19 protein-coding genes are annotated in these 18,262 nt (G+C 41.5%); 15 read left to right on the top strand and 4 right to left on the bottom strand.

The genetic code is table 11. The features are described 5' to 3' along the window. Window positions 1-408 precede the first annotated feature (408 nt). From ACQRBN_RS08150 to ACQRBN_RS08125, 6 genes are all read left to right on the top strand, one after another. Window positions 409-3,612, top strand: coding sequence for a glycoside hydrolase family 2 TIM barrel-domain containing protein (locus tag ACQRBN_RS08150; RefSeq protein WP_427738503.1), 3,204 nt, complete (start codon window positions 409-411; stop codon window positions 3,610-3,612). 272 nt (window positions 3,613-3,884) lie between these two features. Further along, window positions 3,885-4,463, top strand: coding sequence for a GNAT family N-acetyltransferase (locus ACQRBN_RS08145; protein ID WP_427738502.1), 579 nt, complete (start codon window positions 3,885-3,887; stop codon window positions 4,461-4,463). 16 nt (window positions 4,464-4,479) lie between these two features. Beyond that, window positions 4,480-5,094 (top strand): AAA family ATPase, encoded by a 615-nt coding sequence (locus tag ACQRBN_RS08140; RefSeq protein ID WP_427738501.1) that lies wholly within the window; start codon window positions 4,480-4,482, stop codon window positions 5,092-5,094. Between the two features lie 38 nt (window positions 5,095-5,132). Beyond that, window positions 5,133-5,264, top strand: a complete 132-nt coding sequence (locus ACQRBN_RS08135; protein WP_427738500.1) for a hypothetical protein — start codon at window positions 5,133-5,135, stop codon at window positions 5,262-5,264. A gap of 30 nt (window positions 5,265-5,294) precedes the next feature. Further along, on the top strand, window positions 5,295-5,999 hold the full coding sequence (locus ACQRBN_RS08130; RefSeq protein ID WP_427738499.1) for a DUF434 domain-containing protein: 705 nt from the start codon (window positions 5,295-5,297) through the stop codon (window positions 5,997-5,999). 39 nt (window positions 6,000-6,038) lie between these two features. Beyond that, complete coding sequence (locus ACQRBN_RS08125; protein WP_427738498.1) at window positions 6,039-6,911, top strand: DUF3114 domain-containing protein; 873 nt, start codon at window positions 6,039-6,041, stop codon at window positions 6,909-6,911. On the opposite strand, the gene ACQRBN_RS08120 is transcribed toward ACQRBN_RS08125, so the two are convergent. The 3 genes from ACQRBN_RS08120 to ACQRBN_RS08110 all read right to left on the bottom strand — a co-directional run bounded on the left by ACQRBN_RS08120 (window position 6,869) and on the right by ACQRBN_RS08110 (window position 9,618). Further along, complete coding sequence (locus ACQRBN_RS08120) at window positions 6,869-7,456, bottom strand: Maf family protein (protein ID WP_427738497.1); 588 nt, start codon at window positions 7,454-7,456, stop codon at window positions 6,869-6,871. The genes ACQRBN_RS08125 and ACQRBN_RS08120 overlap by 43 nt on opposite strands. A 69-nt stretch (window positions 7,457-7,525) precedes the next feature. Next, a complete protein-coding gene (locus ACQRBN_RS08115; RefSeq protein ID WP_427738496.1) occupies window positions 7,526-8,212 on the bottom strand; it encodes a P-II family nitrogen regulator in 687 nt (228 codons plus the stop codon). An 11-nt stretch (window positions 8,213-8,223) separates the two neighbouring features. After that, the gene (locus tag ACQRBN_RS08110; protein WP_427738495.1) at window positions 8,224-9,618 is read right to left on the bottom strand and encodes a DUF1538 domain-containing protein; all 1,395 of its coding nucleotides are present in this window, start codon (window positions 9,616-9,618) and stop codon (window positions 8,224-8,226) included. Between the two features lie 323 nt (window positions 9,619-9,941). Between ACQRBN_RS08110 and ACQRBN_RS08105 the strand changes: the two genes are divergently transcribed. The 7 genes from ACQRBN_RS08105 (at window position 9,942) to ACQRBN_RS08075 (ending at window position 14,752) form a co-directional block, all read left to right on the top strand. Then, a complete protein-coding gene (locus ACQRBN_RS08105; RefSeq protein WP_427738494.1) occupies window positions 9,942-10,169 on the top strand; it encodes a hypothetical protein in 228 nt (75 codons plus the stop codon). Further along, window positions 10,133-10,477, top strand: a complete 345-nt coding sequence (locus ACQRBN_RS08100) for a YbaK/EbsC family protein (protein ID WP_427738492.1) — start codon at window positions 10,133-10,135, stop codon at window positions 10,475-10,477. Before ACQRBN_RS08105 ends, ACQRBN_RS08100 begins: the two co-directional genes overlap by 37 nt. Before the next feature lie 62 nt (window positions 10,478-10,539). Beyond that, on the top strand, window positions 10,540-11,241 hold the full coding sequence (locus ACQRBN_RS08095) for a pentapeptide repeat-containing protein (RefSeq protein ID WP_427738491.1): 702 nt from the start codon (window positions 10,540-10,542) through the stop codon (window positions 11,239-11,241). Between the two features lie 13 nt (window positions 11,242-11,254). Further along, window positions 11,255-12,967 carry an ABC-ATPase domain-containing protein gene (locus ACQRBN_RS08090; RefSeq protein ID WP_427738490.1) on the top strand — a complete coding sequence of 571 codons (1,713 nt, stop codon included), beginning with the start codon at window positions 11,255-11,257 and terminating at the stop codon, window positions 12,965-12,967. Between the two features lie 106 nt (window positions 12,968-13,073). Continuing rightward, window positions 13,074-13,643, top strand: coding sequence for a 16S rRNA (guanine(966)-N(2))-methyltransferase RsmD (rsmD, locus tag ACQRBN_RS08085; protein WP_427738489.1), 570 nt, complete (start codon window positions 13,074-13,076; stop codon window positions 13,641-13,643). Beyond that, the gene (gene coaD, locus ACQRBN_RS08080) at window positions 13,637-14,125 is read left to right on the top strand and encodes a pantetheine-phosphate adenylyltransferase (RefSeq protein ID WP_427738488.1); all 489 of its coding nucleotides are present in this window, start codon (window positions 13,637-13,639) and stop codon (window positions 14,123-14,125) included. Before rsmD ends, coaD begins: the two co-directional genes overlap by 7 nt. 6 nt (window positions 14,126-14,131) lie before the next feature. Next, window positions 14,132-14,752, top strand: coding sequence for an ATPase (locus ACQRBN_RS08075; protein WP_427738487.1), 621 nt, complete (start codon window positions 14,132-14,134; stop codon window positions 14,750-14,752). Here the strand turns inward: ACQRBN_RS08075 and ACQRBN_RS08070 are convergent. Continuing rightward, window positions 14,744-15,679: a nucleoside recognition domain-containing protein gene (locus tag ACQRBN_RS08070; protein WP_427738486.1), complete on the bottom strand. Its 936-nt coding sequence runs from the start codon at window positions 15,677-15,679 to the stop codon at window positions 14,744-14,746. The two genes, ACQRBN_RS08075 and ACQRBN_RS08070, sit on opposite strands and share 9 nt — an antisense overlap. A gap of 157 nt (window positions 15,680-15,836) precedes the next feature. Here ACQRBN_RS08070 and ACQRBN_RS08065 point away from each other — a divergent pair, with 157 nt between their 5' ends. Beyond that, window positions 15,837-17,285, top strand: a complete 1,449-nt coding sequence (locus ACQRBN_RS08065; RefSeq protein WP_427738485.1) for an aminoacyl-histidine dipeptidase — start codon at window positions 15,837-15,839, stop codon at window positions 17,283-17,285. A gap of 118 nt (window positions 17,286-17,403) precedes the next feature. After that, window positions 17,404-18,117 (top strand): M23 family metallopeptidase, encoded by a 714-nt coding sequence (locus ACQRBN_RS08060; protein WP_427738484.1) that lies wholly within the window; start codon window positions 17,404-17,406, stop codon window positions 18,115-18,117. The last annotated feature ends 145 nt before the right edge of the window (window positions 18,118-18,262 follow it).

The following is an 18,262-nucleotide window of genomic DNA, read 5'->3' as shown; positions in this document are numbered from 1 at the left end:
TCTTATCTATCTGAAACTATTATTTCAAATAGTGATTTTTTAAATTAGAATTACGTTCCCATCGGTCTTTACCTCTTTTTCATTAAATTTGTTTTTTAGAATAAGCTTAAGTTTTTGGTGGTCCGTCCTCCTTTTGTTTTGTTGTTATTATAATATCTCAATATAGTTCAAATGTCAAGCATAAAAACAGAAAAAAATAAAATAAATTCAAAAATAACAGAAAATAATAAATTCCAGAAAGAAAAGAAAGAAAAAATAAATAAATAAATGGATTTTGTCATGTGAATATGATACTGTTTTCTAATAAATAATGCGTTCATGACATTGCCTAAATAAGGAAATATAAGTAAAATATATACTATATGGTTGTATTATTTTATAGAATACAGATTCAGGAGGAATAGGATTATGATTGTGTCAAGATATTATGAAAATCTACACATGCTGCATGAGAATACCATGCCAAACAGAGCGTACTATATTCCGGCATCGAAAAGAATGGATCATCTCGTAATGAACAGAGAGGAATCCGACAGGATGCAGTTACTTACAGGCGAATGGAAATTCCGCTATTTTGAAAGTATTTATGATGTAAAAGAACATTTTTATGAGATAGATTACGGCGTGGAAGAGTTTGATACGATTCCTGTGCCCGGAATGTGGCAGAATTATGGATACGACAAACACCAGTATACGAATACCCGTTATCCATTTCCGGCAGATCCGCCTTATGTGCCACAGGAAAATCCATGTGGTGAATATGTACATAGTTTCTATTATCAGCGTGATGAAAAAGCGCCAAGAGCTTTCTTGAATTTTGAAGGAGTGGATTCCTGTTTTTATCTGTGGATCAATGGGAAATATGTAGGTTACAGTCAGGTATCACACTCCACCAGTGAATTTGAGGTAACGGATTATCTGACAGATGGTGAAAATAAACTTGCGCTTCTTGTATTGAAATGGTGTGACGGAAGTTATATGGAGGATCAGGATAAGTTTCGGATGAGTGGAATATTCCGCGATGTATATTTGCTGAAACGTACGGAAGAGGGAATCTTCGATTATTTCTTGACCACAGATATACAGGAAGAAAAGGCCGCAATTGATATTCGGTTTAAGTATTTGGCGGAAAAGATTCCGGTTTCTGTAAGTATCTATGACGCTGAAAACCAGTTAGTTGCCAAAGGTAAGGTTGAAAATAATACGGATGGCTGTGAGAATCCTTTTGGAGTAATGGCGAGGGAGTCTGGTGAGGAACAGAATGAGAATTTTGTTTTAGAAAAACAGGATTTATACCAGTCAGAAATTCGGCTGGAAGTGCAAAAGCCACATCTGTGGAATGCGGAAGAGCCGTATCTCTATACTGTTGTATATGAGACGGAGGGCGAAGTGATCACTGATCGTTTGGGAATCCGTGAGATTACTGTACGCAATCAGGCTGTATATGTGAATGGAGTGCTTGTGAAATTCCATGGAGTAAACCGTCATGACAGTGATCCGGTAACGGGTTTTGTTATAAGTCCGGAACAGATGAAGAAAGATCTATTCCTTATGAAAGAGCATAATGTCAATGCCATCCGTACCAGTCATTATCCAAATGCACCGCAATTCTACCAACTCTGTGATCAGTACGGGTTCTTCGTGATTGACGAGGCAGATAATGAAAGCCACGGAGCGAATGATCTTTATATGGAAGACTGTACTTGGGAAAATAGGAGAACGAAATGGAATCAATTGATTGCAGATAATCCGGAATTTACCGAGGCAACACTGGATCGTACCTATAGATGTGTACACAGAGATAAGAACCGTCCTTGTGTTGTAATCTGGTCTATGGGAAATGAATGTGCATATGGATGCACCTTTGAGGCTGCGCTCAAGTGGACGAAGGAATTCGACCAGAGCCGTCTTACCCATTTTGAAAGCGCCCGTTATACCATGAATAACCGGAAGTATGATTATTCCAATCTGGATCTGCACAGTAGGATGTATCCGCCGTTTGAGGAGATTCAAGAATATTTTGACAGTGATCCGGATAAGCCGTATGTAATGTGTGAGTACAGCCATGCAATGGGAAATGGTCCTGGCGATCTGGAGGAATATTTTGAAGTAATCCAGGAGAGACCTGGCTTTTGTGGCGGATTCGTGTGGGAGTGGTGTGACCATGCAATTTATAAGGGCAAAACAATAGAAGGGAAAGATGTTTATTATTATGGTGGAGATCATGGAGAATATCCACATGATGGGAATTTCTGTATGGATGGGTTGGTGTATCCGGACCGTAGAGTACATACGGGACTGTTAGAATTTAAAAATGTACATCGCCCGGCAAGAATCGTCCGTTTCGAGCAGGAGAGTGGAGACTGTACGCTACACAATTATATGGATTTTGTGAATCTAAAAGATTATCTCAGCATCCGATACGAAGTAAACTGCGATGGACAGATTGTAGATTCTGGTATTATCCCACAGATGGAGATGCCTTCTGTTGCACCGCATGAAGAAGCGGTTTTGAAATTGAATATCCAGGTGCCGGAAAAAGGAAGTTGTTATTTGAAGGTATACTATGAATTGGCAAATAAGACTGAGATTCTTCCGGAAAAGTATTTGTTAGGATTTGATGAGATTCGGCTCAAAAATCAAGATGGAAGGAATCAGAAAAAGCTGGAACTCTTAGAACGAGAAACGATACAGGGAACGATGCAGGAAACAAGGCGGAAAACACGGCCGGAAGCATTGGATAAAGAGTTTGCTCCAATCTCTGTGGAAGAAGATGACCGATACCTGTATCTGTGCCATCCAAATTTCCGGTATGTATATAATAAACTGACAGGTTTATTTAAGAATATGGTATATGAGCAAAACCAGATACTTGAAAAACCGATGGAGGTAAATATCTGGAGAGCGCCAACGGATAATGACCGGAAGATCAAATTCGAATGGATGGCGGCTCATTATGATAAGAGTGTGACACGCGCTTACAGTACGGATTTCAGGCAGGAGGAAGATCAGGTTGTAATTTGCAGTAAGATGTCTGTTTCCGCTGTAATCATACAGCGGATTCTGGAAATTGAGGCTACATGGACTGTAAAGCATACGGGTAAAATAGAAGTCAATATACAGGTGAAACGAAATACGGTATTCCCTGAACTTCCAAGATTCGGACTTAGGCTGTTCCTGCCAAAGCAGATGACGGATGTGACATACTATGGAATAGGACCTCAGGAAAGTTACTGTGATAAATGCCGTGCAGGAAGTCACAGCGAATATTCAAGTGATGTCCGGCTGATGCACGAAGACTATATCAAACCACAGGAAAATGGAAGTCATACAGATTGTGATTATGTACTGGTAAGAGGAGCAAACGCAGGGCTTGCAGCGGTTGGAGATGATAAATTTGCATTCAATGCTTCTATCTACACGCAGGAAGAATTGACGGAAAAAGCGCATAATTTCGAACTGGCGCCAAGTGGCTATACGGTACTGTGCCTGGATTATCGTCAGAATGGTATCGGATCCAACAGTTGTGGACCGAAGTTATTGGAAAAATATAGATTGGACGAAGAAGATTTCCGGTTCAATATACATCTGCTGCCATATGTAATTCATTAAGAGAAAAGGTACCGGATGAATCGTAAAATACTTATTGAGTCTATTAATGGCTGCCGCACTATGAATTTGTTACTTCAGATGACTATTCTTATATTTTAACAGCATTACAAGGTCTGATAACGGCTACGGAAGATCAAAAGGCAAAACATACATTGGAAAAAGTAGCCAATATGTCGAAAGCAGCTTCAAGAGTTGTCTCTTTGTATCAATAATTATGACATCCTGTTGTCGTATATGCTATGTTACACTGGAGAAAAAAACGGAGGTGTCTTATGGTGAGTCCATATGAAAAATGTCCTGTATATGAAAATGAAAATTATCTTCTGAAACTTGTAGATATGTCAGATGCACCAGATTTATTATTGGTATATTCGGATGAAAAAGCCGTACCATTCTTTAACAGTGATAATTGTGGTGGTGATGATTTCTACTATACGTCATTAGAACGTATGCAAAGCGCAATCGATTACTGGCTGTGGGAATACCAGAGAGAAGGCTTTGTACGCTGGACAATTTATGACAAAAAAATTCAGCATGCGATTGGAACAATTGAGTTGTTCCATCGTAGATCGGATGACTATTTCAATCATTGTGGCCTGTTGCGGTTAGATTTAAGAAGTGATTACGAACAATCAGAAAAAATCCTTGAAATATTATCTCTGATTACGCTGCCTGCATTTGATGTATTTGAATGTAAGACGATTGCAACGAAGGTTCTTGGTTTTGCTTCAGAGAGGAAATCTGCATTAGAAAAGATGGGATTTATAGCATCAGAGGAAAAATTAATCGGTGGGCATGACCGTGAAATTTACACAGATTATTATATTTTGCAAAATAATATAAAAGCATAGATGTGGAGGTACCATCATGTACTGTATATTAATTACTGGAATTCCGGCTTCCGGAAAGAGTACAATGGCTGAATTTTTGGCCAATCATTTGAACCTGCCAGTTATTTCAAAAGATAACATTAAGGAATTGATGTATGACGTAATCGGATTCCGGTCAAGAGAAGAAAAGGTTCGATTAGGAATTGCCAGTATGGATATCATGTACTATATGGCCGAGCAGTTAATGAAAAGACAGCAACCTTTTATATTGGAGAATAATTTTGAGAATATTTCAAGAGAAGGGCTGCTTGCGATTCTTGAAAAATATTCCTATACGGCAATTACTGTTACTTTAACAGGTGACTATAAGAAAATATATCAGCGTTTTCTGGAAAGAAATGATAGTCCAGACAGGCATCGTGGACATGTTGTCAATCAATGTTATCCCGAGAGAGGAACGCCAGGCGATGTAACTTCGATTTCATATGAAGGATTCGTGGCAGGGATTACTAATCGGGGGATGGATTGTTTCGTGGCAAATGGTCCACATATTATTGTGGATACGACGGATTTTGGGAAGATAGATAGGGAAGAGATATTAGATAAAATCATTGAGTATAGAGAAGAAATATTGAATGATGGATATGAATAATATGGATATGACAACAACAGTGTAAAGCGGAAAACTATATGTCAATTATCAGTGATGGAACAATGACAATTGATGAATTGGTTTATAAGGTTACAGCGCATTTTGAATTGTCAAGGTATCCGGAAGAAACTGCCAGTGGCAGGTCTTTGCAAGTTATGCATAAAAATTAAATGCGAATAAACTGATGAAAGGAAAATGCTATGGGCAAACGAGGTTACGTCCCGGAAGATGAAAAACAATTTGCCGGAACCCAGTTAGAACAATTAAAAAAAGCGGCAAGAGAAGTACAATTTCTTCTGGATCAGGGATATGGAGTAAAGCAAACGACAACATTTGTCGGCAATCACTATCTATTTTCGGAACGGCAGCGTTTAGCCCTGGCAAGAACTGTATCGCCCAAAGAATGGATTGTGGAACGGAACCGTAAAGAACGATTAATTCAAGCAGAGAATAATCTGCCTAAAACAGTGCATATTGATGGCTTCAATACAATTATTACATTGGAGGTAGCGTTGTCAGGAGGTCCGGTTTTTGCCTGTGGAGATGGAACAATACGCGATTTGGCAGGACTACGTGGAACTTATCACATTATTGAGCAAACGAAAAAAGCAATTGAACTGATATTGCATCAATTGGATTTCTTAGGGATAGAAAATGCTTGCTTTTACTTAGATGCGCCAGTTTCCAATTCGGGCAGATTATCAAGTTTGATTATAGAGTGTGCAGATAAATATGATGTGTCTGTAAAGGTTCAAGTAATCAATGATGTAGATCGGACATTAGAACAAAGGGATGGGGTTATTAGTGGAGATGCTATCATTTTGAATCATTGCATCAGCTGGCTGAATATAATGCCTAAGATTATGGAACATATAGAATCTGTATGGATGATTCAGTTACAATAGTTTGAAACTTTGTCTAGTATAAGATATCGGGGACAGTATATGAAAGAATGTAGAACCAATACTTTGAGATACGGTCGGATCATGGATGTGATTCGAAAAATGGGCGGCTATATCGATTCACATGGGATGCTGCAGTTTAAGAAAGGCTTCCTCGTAGGGGAGAGAGTACCGCCACATAGTTCGTTATTTCAGAGATGGGCGGATATGGTTGTCGCTGAATATGGTGATATCGGATTATTGGAAATACCGGATGAAGAAGGGCGGATGATTCATCAATTCCGTATGTATATTGACAGGCACAATATCACATATGTCCGAAAGTATTTTAAAGAAAAAGGAATGACGGACGAGGAGGCTCTGGAAGCCTATGTATTTGCAGCAAATGAGCGTGGCGGATTGAACGGAAGAAAACTGCTCAGAGAGCCGGCGCGTCTTCACAATAAGTATCCGTCAGATTCAGATTATTGGAGGTATCAGAGAGGAAGGGAGAACAAGAAGCGTCTTACACCTGATTTTCATTCTGAGTTCATTCTTGACCGGGAGGGGAATTTTGTCAGTCAGTGGAATGTCTTGGAGATGGATAAGAATGGATATGTGATTGGAGATATTGCATATTACAGGATGGAACATGACAGGAAATATACATGGGAAGATTTTGGGCGGCAGATTATGGATACGGAATCTTTTAACTATGCATCAGAGAATGATGTGGTCCATAAGAAACTGGATATTCAGCCTCCAGGCAGATTAGATACGGATCTTCGACGACAGATTGCCAGAGAATGGAAAAGCCCCATCAAATCAATGGGGCCGATCAAACACTTAAAAGATTTGAAAAAACTAAAAGAACGAAAAAATCTTTATAACTATCATTCTGACAAAGGAGATACATACTCAGAGAGCAATTCCTGATACAGACGGCAGACAGGCAGACCGACTACGTTGTTGTAATCTCCTTTGATGCATTTTACATGGATGGCAAATGTCCCCTGAATTCCATAAGCGCCGGCTTTGTCCAGTGGATCGCCGGATTCTACATAGGCACGCAGATCTTCCTTACAGATCGGGCAGAAAGTAACATCTGTTGATTCATAGAAGGTCTTTGTATGCACCTGTCCCTTTTTAGAGATGATTAGGGATACGCCTGTGTAGACCTGATGCGTACGATCTGCCAGCATGGAAAGCATGTCATAGGCTTCCGCTTTATCGGCTGGCTTGCCAAGAATCTCATCACGGTATACGACAACCGTGTCTGCACCAATTACAACACAATCTTTGGTGCCGTGGTGTTCGAATACATCCTGCGCTTTTTGGGCAGCCAGTTCCATCACCACTTCGGATGGAATGGTCTTTGTAATTTTTTCTTCCACAGTAGATGGAATTACTTCGAATCGGAATCCTGCCTGTTCCATAAGTTCTTTTCTTCTTGGAGAGGCAGAGGCTAAGATATATCTCATAGAATTATACTCCTTATCTTTCTGCATAATATGTCATTTTAACATATCTCGCCAAAGTTTGCCATACTGTTACTTGGATTCCTCCTCTAACAGGCGAAGTCCGGCTGTACTGGTAACCGGCAGAGAGAAGATGATTCCTCCCGCAGGGCTTCCGGTTCCTGCCTGCTGCATAATGGCTCTCATAATATCGTTCTTCTGTGTAGTACGTACAACAATAAAGATCATCTCTTTTTCTTCCGCAAGAGAGATTCCAAGGAATCTCTTCGCGTGTTCTGCACCGGTTCCTTTCGCATGGATGACCGTACCACCCGGAGCCTTGGCGCTTCTTGCCGCATCCATAATCGTCTCAATATATCCTGCATTTGCAATTGTCACTAACAGTTCATATTCTGTGTTCTGCAAGGTGCTTTCCTCCTTTAATAATACGTCCTGGCCAACGGTGAGATATTGCAGTACTTTCTTGCCTCCGATGCTGCTAAGTGGTATGAGAAAAGCAATTCCTCTGCCAGGGATATCAATTCTGACTTTGCTATATAATTCTTTCTTCAGATATTTCCAGGTATCCATGGTAACAAAGGCAAAGTAAATGGCTTTCTCGGTTGCCTCCATTCCCAGATAATCCAGGATGGCACTGTTGGCAGTTCCCTCGCCCAGCGCAGTGAGTGTTACATGGATATTGTGCATCTTAAAAAACTGAATGAATTTATCACGCATTCCGCGGTTGGTAATGATTCCAAGCATATAGATATCGTTCATATGGATTCCTCCTACAATTCTATAATATCATCATCCGCCCAGATATCAAGACTGGATATCGGTACGGGCTCGGTGCTTTCTTTCTTCGCAGACTGAATCTGATAGACTGCTCCCAGTATCTGAATTGCGATTAATGGGGTCATGGCAACCATTGCCACGATCCCGAAGGCATCTCTTACAATGTTGCCGCCTACTGCCTGACAGGCACCCATGGCAAAAGGCAGTAGGAAAGTGGCTGTCATCGGACCAGAAGCAACGCCACCGGAATCAAATGCGATGGCGGTGAAGATCTTCGGTACGAAAAAAGACAGGCATATGGCAATCACATATCCAGGGAGGATGAACCAGAAGATTGAAATACCTGTCAGGACGCGGATCATAGCAATTCCAACAGATACAGCAACACCGAGAGAAAGACTTAATCCCATAGCGCGTCCGGAGATAGCACCAGAAGTAATCTCTTCTACCTGCTCCATCAATACATAGACAGCAGGCTCTGCTTTTACGATGAAGAATCCAATCACCATACCAATCGGAATCAGAATCCAGCGGTAAGGAAGCGCAGCGATCATCTGTCCAAGATGATTTCCTGCTGGCATGAATCCCACATTAACGCCGGTAAGAAACAGAACCAGACCGACATAGGTATAAAGAATCCCAATGATAATCTTCAGTAGTGTTTTCTTTTTCAGCCGCAGTGAGAATATCTGGAATGCGGCGAAAAATATCACGATTGGCAGGAGCGATATTGCAATCTCTTTCATATATTCCGGGAATCCATGTGCAAAGCAATTCCAGAGTTCTACAGAGTCCTGAATCTCAGGCAGTTCTGCGGGCGTATATCCTGTGTCCTCAGGATGGTATAAAAGTCCAAGCAAGAGGACTGCAAGAATCGGTCCTATGGAACAGAGGGAAACCAGACCGAAACTGTCATCCTCCGCATGTTTATCACTTCGAACAGCAGCAAAACCGACACCCAGAGACATAATGAACGGAACCGTCATCGGTCCGGTGGTCACACCGCCAGAGTCGAATGCTACTGCCAGAAAATCGTCCGGTACGAAGAAAGCCAGAGCAAATACAATCAGATAAAATATAATTAATAAAGATGGCAAAGGCTTGGAAAAAAGCATACGCAGCATGGCAACCACCAAGAAAAAGCCGACACCGAAGGCAACTGCCAGAATCAGAGTATAATTCGGAATCGAGGGAACCTGCTCGGCAAGCACCTGCAAGTCCGGTTCCGATATCGTGATGATGAAGCCAAGTAGAAAGCACAGCAGCAGAATGCTTGGAGGAATCGGTGCAATGGTAAAACTTAACAGTAGTACGATTCCGATAATAGGAAGTACGGCTTTTAATGCTTCTTCTAATTTCTCTGCGAATTTGGTCTGGTAGAAATCCATGAAATGAACAGCTCCTTCTAGAATAAATACTAATATAGATAAAAAGAGGAAGTACCATCAGGATGCTTCCTCGCTATCATCTAAAAAATCAAATAATTATCACAATCAGTTTAGCATGAGGACAAGAAATCAGGCAACCCCTGGTGAAAGAAAACATAAGTTCTTAACGTTTTCTTAGCGCGTAAAAAAGGATTTGTTATGTAATACAGAATGAAGAAAGAACACATTTGGTATACAGAAAGATTTGCAAAGAAGTATGTGATTCGGTATAATGGCGTTAGACATATATTTATAGAAGAATCAGGTAGTGGAGGAACAAAACAATGTATATCAGTGAGATTAGAACTTCAGCACCAACCGATGAGCGCATGCCGTTGGAAAGAAAGATGTATGAGACGTTGGATAAGTTAAAGATACCATATGAACAGGTGGATAATGATCCGGCGGCTTCAATGGAAGAGTGTGCAGCGATTGATGCGGCAATTGGCACAGAGATCCGTAAAAACGTATTTTTATGCAATCAGAAGAAGACGACATTTTCTTGCTTGTGATGCCGGCGAATAAAGCATTTGATACTTCTTCTTTCAGTAAGAAGTTAGGAGTATCCCATATGTCTTTTGCACCGCCGGAGAAGATGATGGAACATCTGGGAACAACTCCGGGTTCTGCCAGTGTGGCAGGGCTTCTGATGGATGAGGACGATTATGTGCAGGTCATTGTAGACAAAGAAGTGGCAGAGGAAGAATGGTTCGGATGTAATCCGGGAATCAATACAAGCCATCTGAAATTCAAGACGAAGGATCTGTTGAATAAGTTCCTTCCCTCAATTCATCATAGAGCAAGAATTGTAGATTTGTAATAGCAGACGCTTGGTTATCGTAGGATTATAATCATAAGGTTAGCAGTGAAGGAATGATAATTATGAGAAAAATCACAAAGGGAGAACTGGAACAGATATTGACTGCCCGTAAGGCGGGCGAACGATTGGTGTTCCAGAATGTAGCGTTTGAGAATATGGATTTGTCCGGATGGGATTTATCTGGACTTGATTTTACGCTTAGTTCCTTTCAGAATGTAGTTCTGAATCAGGTGAATTTTGAAAATGCATCTATTGAAAATGCACTGTTTGACGGCTGTTCTATGAAGGGAGCGAATTATAGGAATGCGAATATGCAGACTGCCTCCCTTCGATATTGTGATATGATGGGATGTGATATCCGTGGAGCGAACCTCTTTGGTGCTGTTTTAGAATTTGCAAAACTGGATGATATTATCTCAGATGACAGTACGCAATGGTTTCGGATGCATTGTCCGGAGACAGGACCGATCCTGGGCTATAAGAAATGCGTGAATGACAGGCTGGTACAACTTCTGATACCGGCAGATGCCAAGCGTACATCAGCGACCTTGCCATCATGCAGATGTAACAAGGCAAAAGTTTTGACGATTAAAAGTTTTGATTCGACAGAAGAATTTGATGAGGCGTGGTCTTTGGTGGATGAGAACTTCTATTATCGTAAGGGAGAATGGGTAGAGGTTAAGGATTTTAATGAGGACAGGTGGATGGATTCCACGACAGGAATTCATTTCTGGATGTCCAGAGAAGAAGCAATTGCTTATTAGGAGAGTTTGATAGATGAAGACAGCAGAAGATTTGAGGCAACTATTGAACCGGATTGACCACAGGGGATATCCGGCATATAAAGATACGAAGGGTGCATATCAGTTTGGAAAGTATGTATTATCCATAGATCATGTGCAGGGTGATCCTTTTGCGGCACCATCCAAATTAAATGTCAGAGTTCCTGGGAGAATTGCGGGATTCCCCCAGGAATTATACGATAAGGCGTATAAGAGAATCTCGCTTCAGGATTATCTGACGCGGAATTTCTGGAGCCAGGCGGATCAGTATTCATTTCAGGCGAAAGGTTCCGGAAAGAGCGGCATGATTACCGTGACCAGATGCGGACAAGAGGTTCTGGAGCGGACAGCTTGCACCATTGACGAGAAGAGCGGTGACGTAATCATAAGATTCGAAGTTGGGTTCCCGGCGAATGGCAGGACGATCAATGCCAGAGAATTAATTAAGATTCTGTATGATTTTCTCCCGGCATGTGTGGAAAAAGCATTGTGTTACCGCAGACTGAATCCGGAGAAAGTTCAGAAAGTGATGGAACTTGCGGTAGATCAGGAAACGATCCGGGCAAGTTTAAAAGAACAGAATCTGGTGGCTTTTGTGGCGAATGGCGCAATACTTCCAAGAGAATCAGGAGTGTCCCAGCGCCCGATGAAAGGGGCGGTTCCGTTCGTATCGCCAAAGTCTATGGAGGTTGTTATGGAACTTCCATATAAAGGAAGAATTACAGGTATGGGAATCCGAGAAGGCGTAACTCTGATCGTTGGAGGCGGATATCATGGGAAATCCACGCTTCTGAAAGCATTAGAAGCCGGCGTGTATCCACATATTGCCGGAGATGGCAGAGAATATGTGGTTACGGATGCAACGGCTATGAAGATCCGTGCGGAGGATGGACGAAGCATTAAGCACACGGATATATCTATGTTCATTAATGATCTTCCAAATGGAAAGGATACGATTGCGTTCGATACGGAAGATGCCAGCGGAAGTACCTCTCAGGCTGCGAATGTAATTGAGAGTATGGAAGCGGGAGCAAAGGCGTTCCTGATTGATGAAGATACCAGCGCAACCAATTTTATGGTTCGGGATGAACTGATGCAGCGCGTCATTCATCGAAATATGGAGCCTATTACTCCATTTATTGAACGTGTAAGAGAATTGTATGAGAAATTTGGAATCTCCACCATTATCGTAGCCGGAAGTTCTGGAGCGTATTTTGAAGTGGCGGATGTCATTGTTCAGATGGATCGCTATGTACCAAAAGAGATCACGGAACTTGCAAAAGAAGCAGCCAAAGATTATCCAGTCTTGCAACTGCCCAAAGACGGAGCAAAATTACCGTCCTTCGATCGAAAGATACGTAACAATCCAGGTCTTAAGAACAAAGGTAGAATTAAGATTAAAACCATGGGAAAAGATGGTGTCATGCTGAACCATGAAACCATAGATCTCAGGTATGTAGAACAATTAATGGACAGCGAACAATTAAATGCCCTTGGAAATATCGTAAAACATCTGGAAGAAAATGTATTTAACGGCAGAAAGACACTCGGTCAGGCAATCGAAGAACTGCAAAATCAACTGGATACTCAAGGTCTAAAAGCCATATGCGATGGCGGATACCTTCCAGGTAACCTCGCTATGCCAAGAAAACAAGAAATATATGCGTGCTTAAACCGTTATCGTCGTCTTGGAACATCCCGTGGCTAGTAGGCGTATCTTGAAACTATGAAAAAGTGGAGCAATGAATTGACATTTTCATAATAGAAATTTATAATGTACAGGAAAAGTTGCATGAATATAAGGGGTTTGTTCTATGAGAGTGATTGCAGGCAGTGCTAGAAGAATACAACTGAAGACTTTGGAAGGCATGGACACCAGACCTACGACGGACCGTATTAAGGAGACTTTATTCAACATGCTTTCGCCGTATCTGTATGACAGTATATTCCTGGATCTGTTTGCCGGAAGTGGCGGTATTGGAATTGAAGCATTAAGCAGAGGAGCAATGGAAGCGGTATTCGTAGAGAAGAATCCAAAGGCGATGCAGTGTGTAAAGGAGAATCTGAAAAAGACTCATCTGGAACGAAAAAGCATGACTATGTCCATGGATGTTATGACTGCTTTGTATAAGTTAGAAGGAGAAAAGCAGTTTGACTATATCTTTATGGATCCTCCGTACGGACACGAACTGGAGAGAAGAGTACTGGAATATCTTGCTGATTCAAGTTTGCTTTCTTCAGATGGGGTGATTATCGTAGAAGCTTCGAAGGAAACGGAGTTTGACTACGTGGAGGAATTAGGATTCTCTGTCATTAAGACTAAGATATACAAGACCAACAAGCATGTATTTATAGAACCGGCAGGAAGGAAAGAGATATGTTAAGAGCAATTTATCCGGGTAGTTTTGATCCGGTTACCTTCGGACATCTGGATGTGATAAGGAGATCAGCCAGACTGGTTGACGAATTAATTGTAGGAGTCCTGAATAATAAAGCAAAAAGTCCGTTGTTTTCCGTAGAAGAACGTGTTAGAATGTTAGAAGAAGTAACAAAAGACATGCCCAATGTAAAGACAATTCCATTCGAGGGATTATTAGTAGATTTTGCCCGTAAGATGGATGCGGGAATGGTTATACGTGGATTGAGAGCAATTACGGACTTTGAATATGAACTTCAGATGGCGCAGACGAATCATAAGATGGAGCCGGATGTAGAGACAGTATTTTTAACAACGAATCTGAAGTACTCATATCTAAGTTCTACCACGGTAAAGGAAGTGGCGGCTTTTGGAGGGGATATTTCTCAGTTTGTGCCAGAGATTGTTGCAGACAGAATTACAGAGAAGATGAAAAAAAGGAGAGTGTAAAAGATTATGAGCAGCCGTATTGAGCAGATTATTGAAGAGATTGAAGAGTACATTGATAGTTGTAAATTTCAGCCGTTATCTACGACTAAGATTATTGTAAATAAAGATCAGATGGATGAGTTGTTGCGGGAACTCCGTATGAAGACACCGGATGAGATTAAGCGTTATCAGAAGATTATTGCGAATAAAGATGCGATTCTTGCAGATGCCCAGGCGAAGGCGGACAGTATGATCGAAGAAGCAGAGATTCATACGAACGAATTGGTAAGCGAGCATGAGATCATGCAGCAGGCATATGCCCAGGCAAATGAGATTGTAACGGCTGCCACAGAGCAGGCGCAGCAGATTCTGGACAATGCGACCAGTGATGCGAATGACATCAGAATCGGTGCATTACAGTATACGGATGATCTGTTGGCAAATGCAGAAAGTATTATTGGACATACTTTGGATAGTTACACGACCAAATATGACGGGCTTGTGAATTCTCTTCAGGAATGCTATGATATGGTTCGTAATAACCGTTCGGAACTTGAGATTCCGGAACAGTCTCAGAGAGGACTGGAAGCAGAGTATGGAAGTGCTGATCCTGACCCGGAATTCGAGATTGATGAAGAGTTAGAATAATAGCAGATAGATGTAAGCAAGGAGGCTGGTTACCAATGCGGTAGCCAGTTTTTCTATTATATAAGGGAGAATGGAAAGCCCGGTTCCCTGGATCATAGAACGGGTCTGCGCCACCGAGCACCAGCCGCCGAACGCAGTCAAAGTTAATACGCCAATCCTCCGGATGTTGGAGGAGAGGGAGGAAGCACATATCATTTTGATGCCAGTTGTAATTTCCAGTGAGGGCAATAGGACAGAGGTGATTAACATATGCCGGCTGGGAACAAGTTCGGCAAAGGAAAGGAAGATAGAAAAAAGCATAATATATCCACCTACTTTGGTAATTGTCTCGAACCCATTCATAATACAGGAATCCATCAGTGCATCTGGAGAATTGATAGTTTCGGATGTATTCTTCTGGCTAATGTGGTATCCATAAGAATCTGAAAAATGATAGTATCTTCGGAACAAAAAACTGCATAACACCGGCGAAAGCATCAGTATAATCAGAAACGGCAGTGTAAGTTCTGGGACATTCAGATTCTGCCAGACCACATAACTGATGATGAACATGGGACTGGTATTATTGCAGAAGGATAAGAGATACCGTCCCTCATCTAAAGAAAGATAACCTTTCCTTAGAAGATCGGCGGTAACCTTGCTGCCCATGGGATACCCACACAGGAAACCGGTCAGTATAGCGAATGCACCATAAGGAGATACCCGAAAGAGATGGCACATAAGTGGTGAAGCAATCTTTGCAATCCAGTCAATTGCGCGGGTATGTATCAATAGATTAGAGATAATAATAAAAGGCAGCAAAGTGGGTAATACGATATTGAACCAGAGAAGGATTCCCGAACTTGCTCCTTCGAATACAGACTGTGGGAAGAGCAGCATCAGTATAAATAATATAATTACGCATATAGTAGAAAAAAAACGGTTCATTCTAGTAATCGCCCCTGGAATTCCATTTAGTTCATTCTATGGATTCCGTAGAATTTTTATGAAGAATGATTCGTAATTAATGTGGTATAATATTGATAGATATTAACCTGTGCAGGGATAATTTTTTGTAAAATCATAGAAAAGAGAGGAAAAAACAATGACAGTATTAGAACATCTGGAACCCCGGAAAGTTTTTTGCTTTTTTGAGGAATTGTGTCAGATTCCGCACGGAACCTATGACACGAAACGAATCAGTGATTATTGTGTTGCGTTTGCAAAAGAACGAGGACTAGAGGTACTCCAGGATGAAGTGAATAATATTATTATCAAGAAGCCTGGAACGATTGGTTATGAAAAGAGCAAGCCAGTGATTCTTCAGGGGCATCTTGATATGGTGTGTGAAAAACTCGCCGGGTCTTCCCATGATTTTAAAACAGATGCTCTGAAATTATACATAGAAGATGGATATGTGAAAGCAAAGGACACAACGCTTGGCGGTGATGATGGAATTGCAGTCGCTATGGCGCTGGCTATTTTGGACAGCGATGATATCCCCCATCCACCAATCGAAGCATTATTTACAACAGATGAAGAAGTTGGAATGGGCGGTGCTGATGCAATTGATCTAAGTGTGCTTGAAGGAAGGAAACTTATCAATATCGATTCGGAGGAAGAAGGAATTCTGACAATTGGCTGTGCCGGAGGTATTCAGTACGAGACGGTAATTCCTGTCTTGAGAGAGAAGAAGAGTGGCATCTTGGTTCGGATTCGGATACATGGATTGCTGGGCGGACATTCCGGGGTAGAGATTAATAAACAGCGTGGGAATGCACATAAGATGATGGGACGCCTCTTGTATTGTATAAAAAAAGAAATACCAATGAATCTTGTAAGTGTTGATGGTGGTTCTAAAGACAATGTAATCTCTTTGGAATCTACAGCCAATATCCTGATACCTGCAGATCAGGAAGCAAAGGTTCGCCGCATGGTTGGGGAGATGGTTCAGATTTGGAAAGAAGAATTCATGGGAGAGGAGCCTGGACTTGTTACAGATATAGAAGTAACAACTGATTGTGTAACAGATGTATTTGACGAGGCATCTACCGACCATCTGATTACATATCTGGTAATCTGTCCGAACGGTGTTCAGGAATATAGTAGAAAATTAGAGGGACTTGTAGAGACTTCCGTGAATATCGGTGTCGTAGAGACGAACGTAGATTCCGTAAGAACAGTATCTCTTCTGAGAAGTTCCGTAGAAAGCAGAAAACAGCAGTTCAGAGAATATCTGGAGATCTGTGCGAAGGCTGTCGGAGGAACAGGAAAGACTCTGAATGAATATCCGGCATGGCAGTTCAGGCTGGAGTCGGAGTTACGTGACACAATGTTGAACACTTACAAAGAACTCTATGGTAAAGAGCCTGTTGTATCCACCATCCATGCAGGTCTGGAGTGTGGACTCCTTCAGGGAAAGTGTCCGGATCTGGACTGCGTATCCTTTGGACCGAACATCCTGGATGTACATTCTGTAAATGAGCGTTTGGATATTGCGTCCACTCAGAGAACCTGGGAGTATTTGAAAGCGATACTAAAAAATTGTAAATAATTGTTTCCAGGAAAACAGATAGCAGATAAATAACAGGCGATAAGCAATATCTTAGAACCGGTCTCCTATGGGAATAGGAGGCTGGTTCTTTTCATATATTGAGAAAAAAGGATTTTTTATGCGGAGCTTAAATCCTGGAAAAATCTTAATCGTTATATTCCTCCTTGCTTTTTTTACCGTGATTGGAACCAATTATCTTAGAGAAGCAGGTCATTATAATACCCTCCGGAAAAAGACAGTAGAAGATGAAGAATACCGAAGAGACTTTTTTTCAGATGATATGCGGGAACACAGAGAACAATTATCTGATGAGTGTAAAACTTTACTAGAAAATGTGGAAAACGAAGTGAGTTATTACCCAATTCCCGAATCTAATGTGGATAAGTCTCTAAAGACGTCGTACGTAGATGGCTGGATGGTAGAACGCAAATACAAAGGCACCAGCGGTCATGAAGGCACAGATATCATGGCTTCCGTTAATGAAAGAGGACTCTATCCTGTACTAAGCATGACCGATGGAACCATAACCAACCTTGGCTGGCTGGAAAAAGGAGGGTATCGCGTGGGAATTACAACAGACGGTGGTACTTATTACTACTACGCTCATTTAGATTCCTATGCCAACCTGAAAAATGGTCAGAAAGTCAAAGCGGGTGAACTATTAGGCTATATGGGCGACTCCGGCTATGGCCCGGAAGGCACCAAGGGGCAATTCGCTGTTCACCTTCATCTGGGGATCTACACCTACAAAGACGGGAAAGAAGTCAGCGTTAATCCTTATTACGTGCTTTTGTCCGTGGAGAATAGAAAACTTAAATATGATTTTTCTTGAGATATACTAGGAAAGGAATTTTGTGGAGAAAATGAGTGTTGGAAACACCCTGCCTGCTCTCTCTGCCGTACACTTCACATACACACTTCACATACACACTTCACAAACAAAATTCCCCCTAGAGTTCTCCCCCAGAATATGCTAT

The sequence above is a fragment of the Bariatricus sp. SGI.154 genome, from assembly GCF_050313795.1.
GTDB lineage: Bacteria > Bacillota > Clostridia > Lachnospirales > Lachnospiraceae > CAMBRQ01.
The sequence above is the reverse complement of the archived record's forward strand: the minus strand, read 5'-3'. Positions and strand labels throughout refer to the sequence as shown.

Bases quoted from the DNA above. Each gene is read 5' to 3' on its own strand.
- ACQRBN_RS08150 (WP_427738503.1), top strand. From the start codon at position 409: ATGATTGTGTCAAGATATTATGAAAATCTACACATGCTGCATGAGAAT.
- ACQRBN_RS08145 (WP_427738502.1), top strand. From the start codon at position 3,885: ATGGTGAGTCCATATGAAAAATGTCCTGTATATGAAAATGAAAATTAT.
- ACQRBN_RS08140 (WP_427738501.1), top strand. From the start codon at position 4,480: ATGTACTGTATATTAATTACTGGAATTCCGGCTTCCGGAAAGAGTACA.
- ACQRBN_RS08135 (WP_427738500.1), top strand. From the start codon at position 5,133: ATGTCAATTATCAGTGATGGAACAATGACAATTGATGAATTGGTTTAT.
- ACQRBN_RS08130 (WP_427738499.1), top strand. From the start codon at position 5,295: ATGGGCAAACGAGGTTACGTCCCGGAAGATGAAAAACAATTTGCCGGA.
- ACQRBN_RS08125 (WP_427738498.1), top strand. From the start codon at position 6,039: ATGAAAGAATGTAGAACCAATACTTTGAGATACGGTCGGATCATGGAT.
- ACQRBN_RS08120 (WP_427738497.1), bottom strand. From the start codon at position 7,456: ATGAGATATATCTTAGCCTCTGCCTCTCCAAGAAGAAAAGAACTTATG.
- ACQRBN_RS08115 (WP_427738496.1), bottom strand. From the start codon at position 8,212: ATGAACGATATCTATATGCTTGGAATCATTACCAACCGCGGAATGCGT.
- ACQRBN_RS08110 (WP_427738495.1), bottom strand. From the start codon at position 9,618: ATGGATTTCTACCAGACCAAATTCGCAGAGAAATTAGAAGAAGCATTA.
- ACQRBN_RS08105 (WP_427738494.1), top strand. From the start codon at position 9,942: ATGTATATCAGTGAGATTAGAACTTCAGCACCAACCGATGAGCGCATG.
- ACQRBN_RS08100 (WP_427738492.1), top strand. From the start codon at position 10,133: ATGCAATCAGAAGAAGACGACATTTTCTTGCTTGTGATGCCGGCGAAT.
- ACQRBN_RS08095 (WP_427738491.1), top strand. From the start codon at position 10,540: ATGAGAAAAATCACAAAGGGAGAACTGGAACAGATATTGACTGCCCGT.
- ACQRBN_RS08090 (WP_427738490.1), top strand. From the start codon at position 11,255: ATGAAGACAGCAGAAGATTTGAGGCAACTATTGAACCGGATTGACCAC.
- rsmD (WP_427738489.1), top strand. From the start codon at position 13,074: ATGAGAGTGATTGCAGGCAGTGCTAGAAGAATACAACTGAAGACTTTG.
- coaD (WP_427738488.1), top strand. From the start codon at position 13,637: ATGTTAAGAGCAATTTATCCGGGTAGTTTTGATCCGGTTACCTTCGGA.
- ACQRBN_RS08075 (WP_427738487.1), top strand. From the start codon at position 14,132: ATGAGCAGCCGTATTGAGCAGATTATTGAAGAGATTGAAGAGTACATT.
- ACQRBN_RS08070 (WP_427738486.1), bottom strand. From the start codon at position 15,679: ATGAACCGTTTTTTTTCTACTATATGCGTAATTATATTATTTATACTG.
- ACQRBN_RS08065 (WP_427738485.1), top strand. From the start codon at position 15,837: ATGACAGTATTAGAACATCTGGAACCCCGGAAAGTTTTTTGCTTTTTT.
- ACQRBN_RS08060 (WP_427738484.1), top strand. From the start codon at position 17,404: ATGCGGAGCTTAAATCCTGGAAAAATCTTAATCGTTATATTCCTCCTT.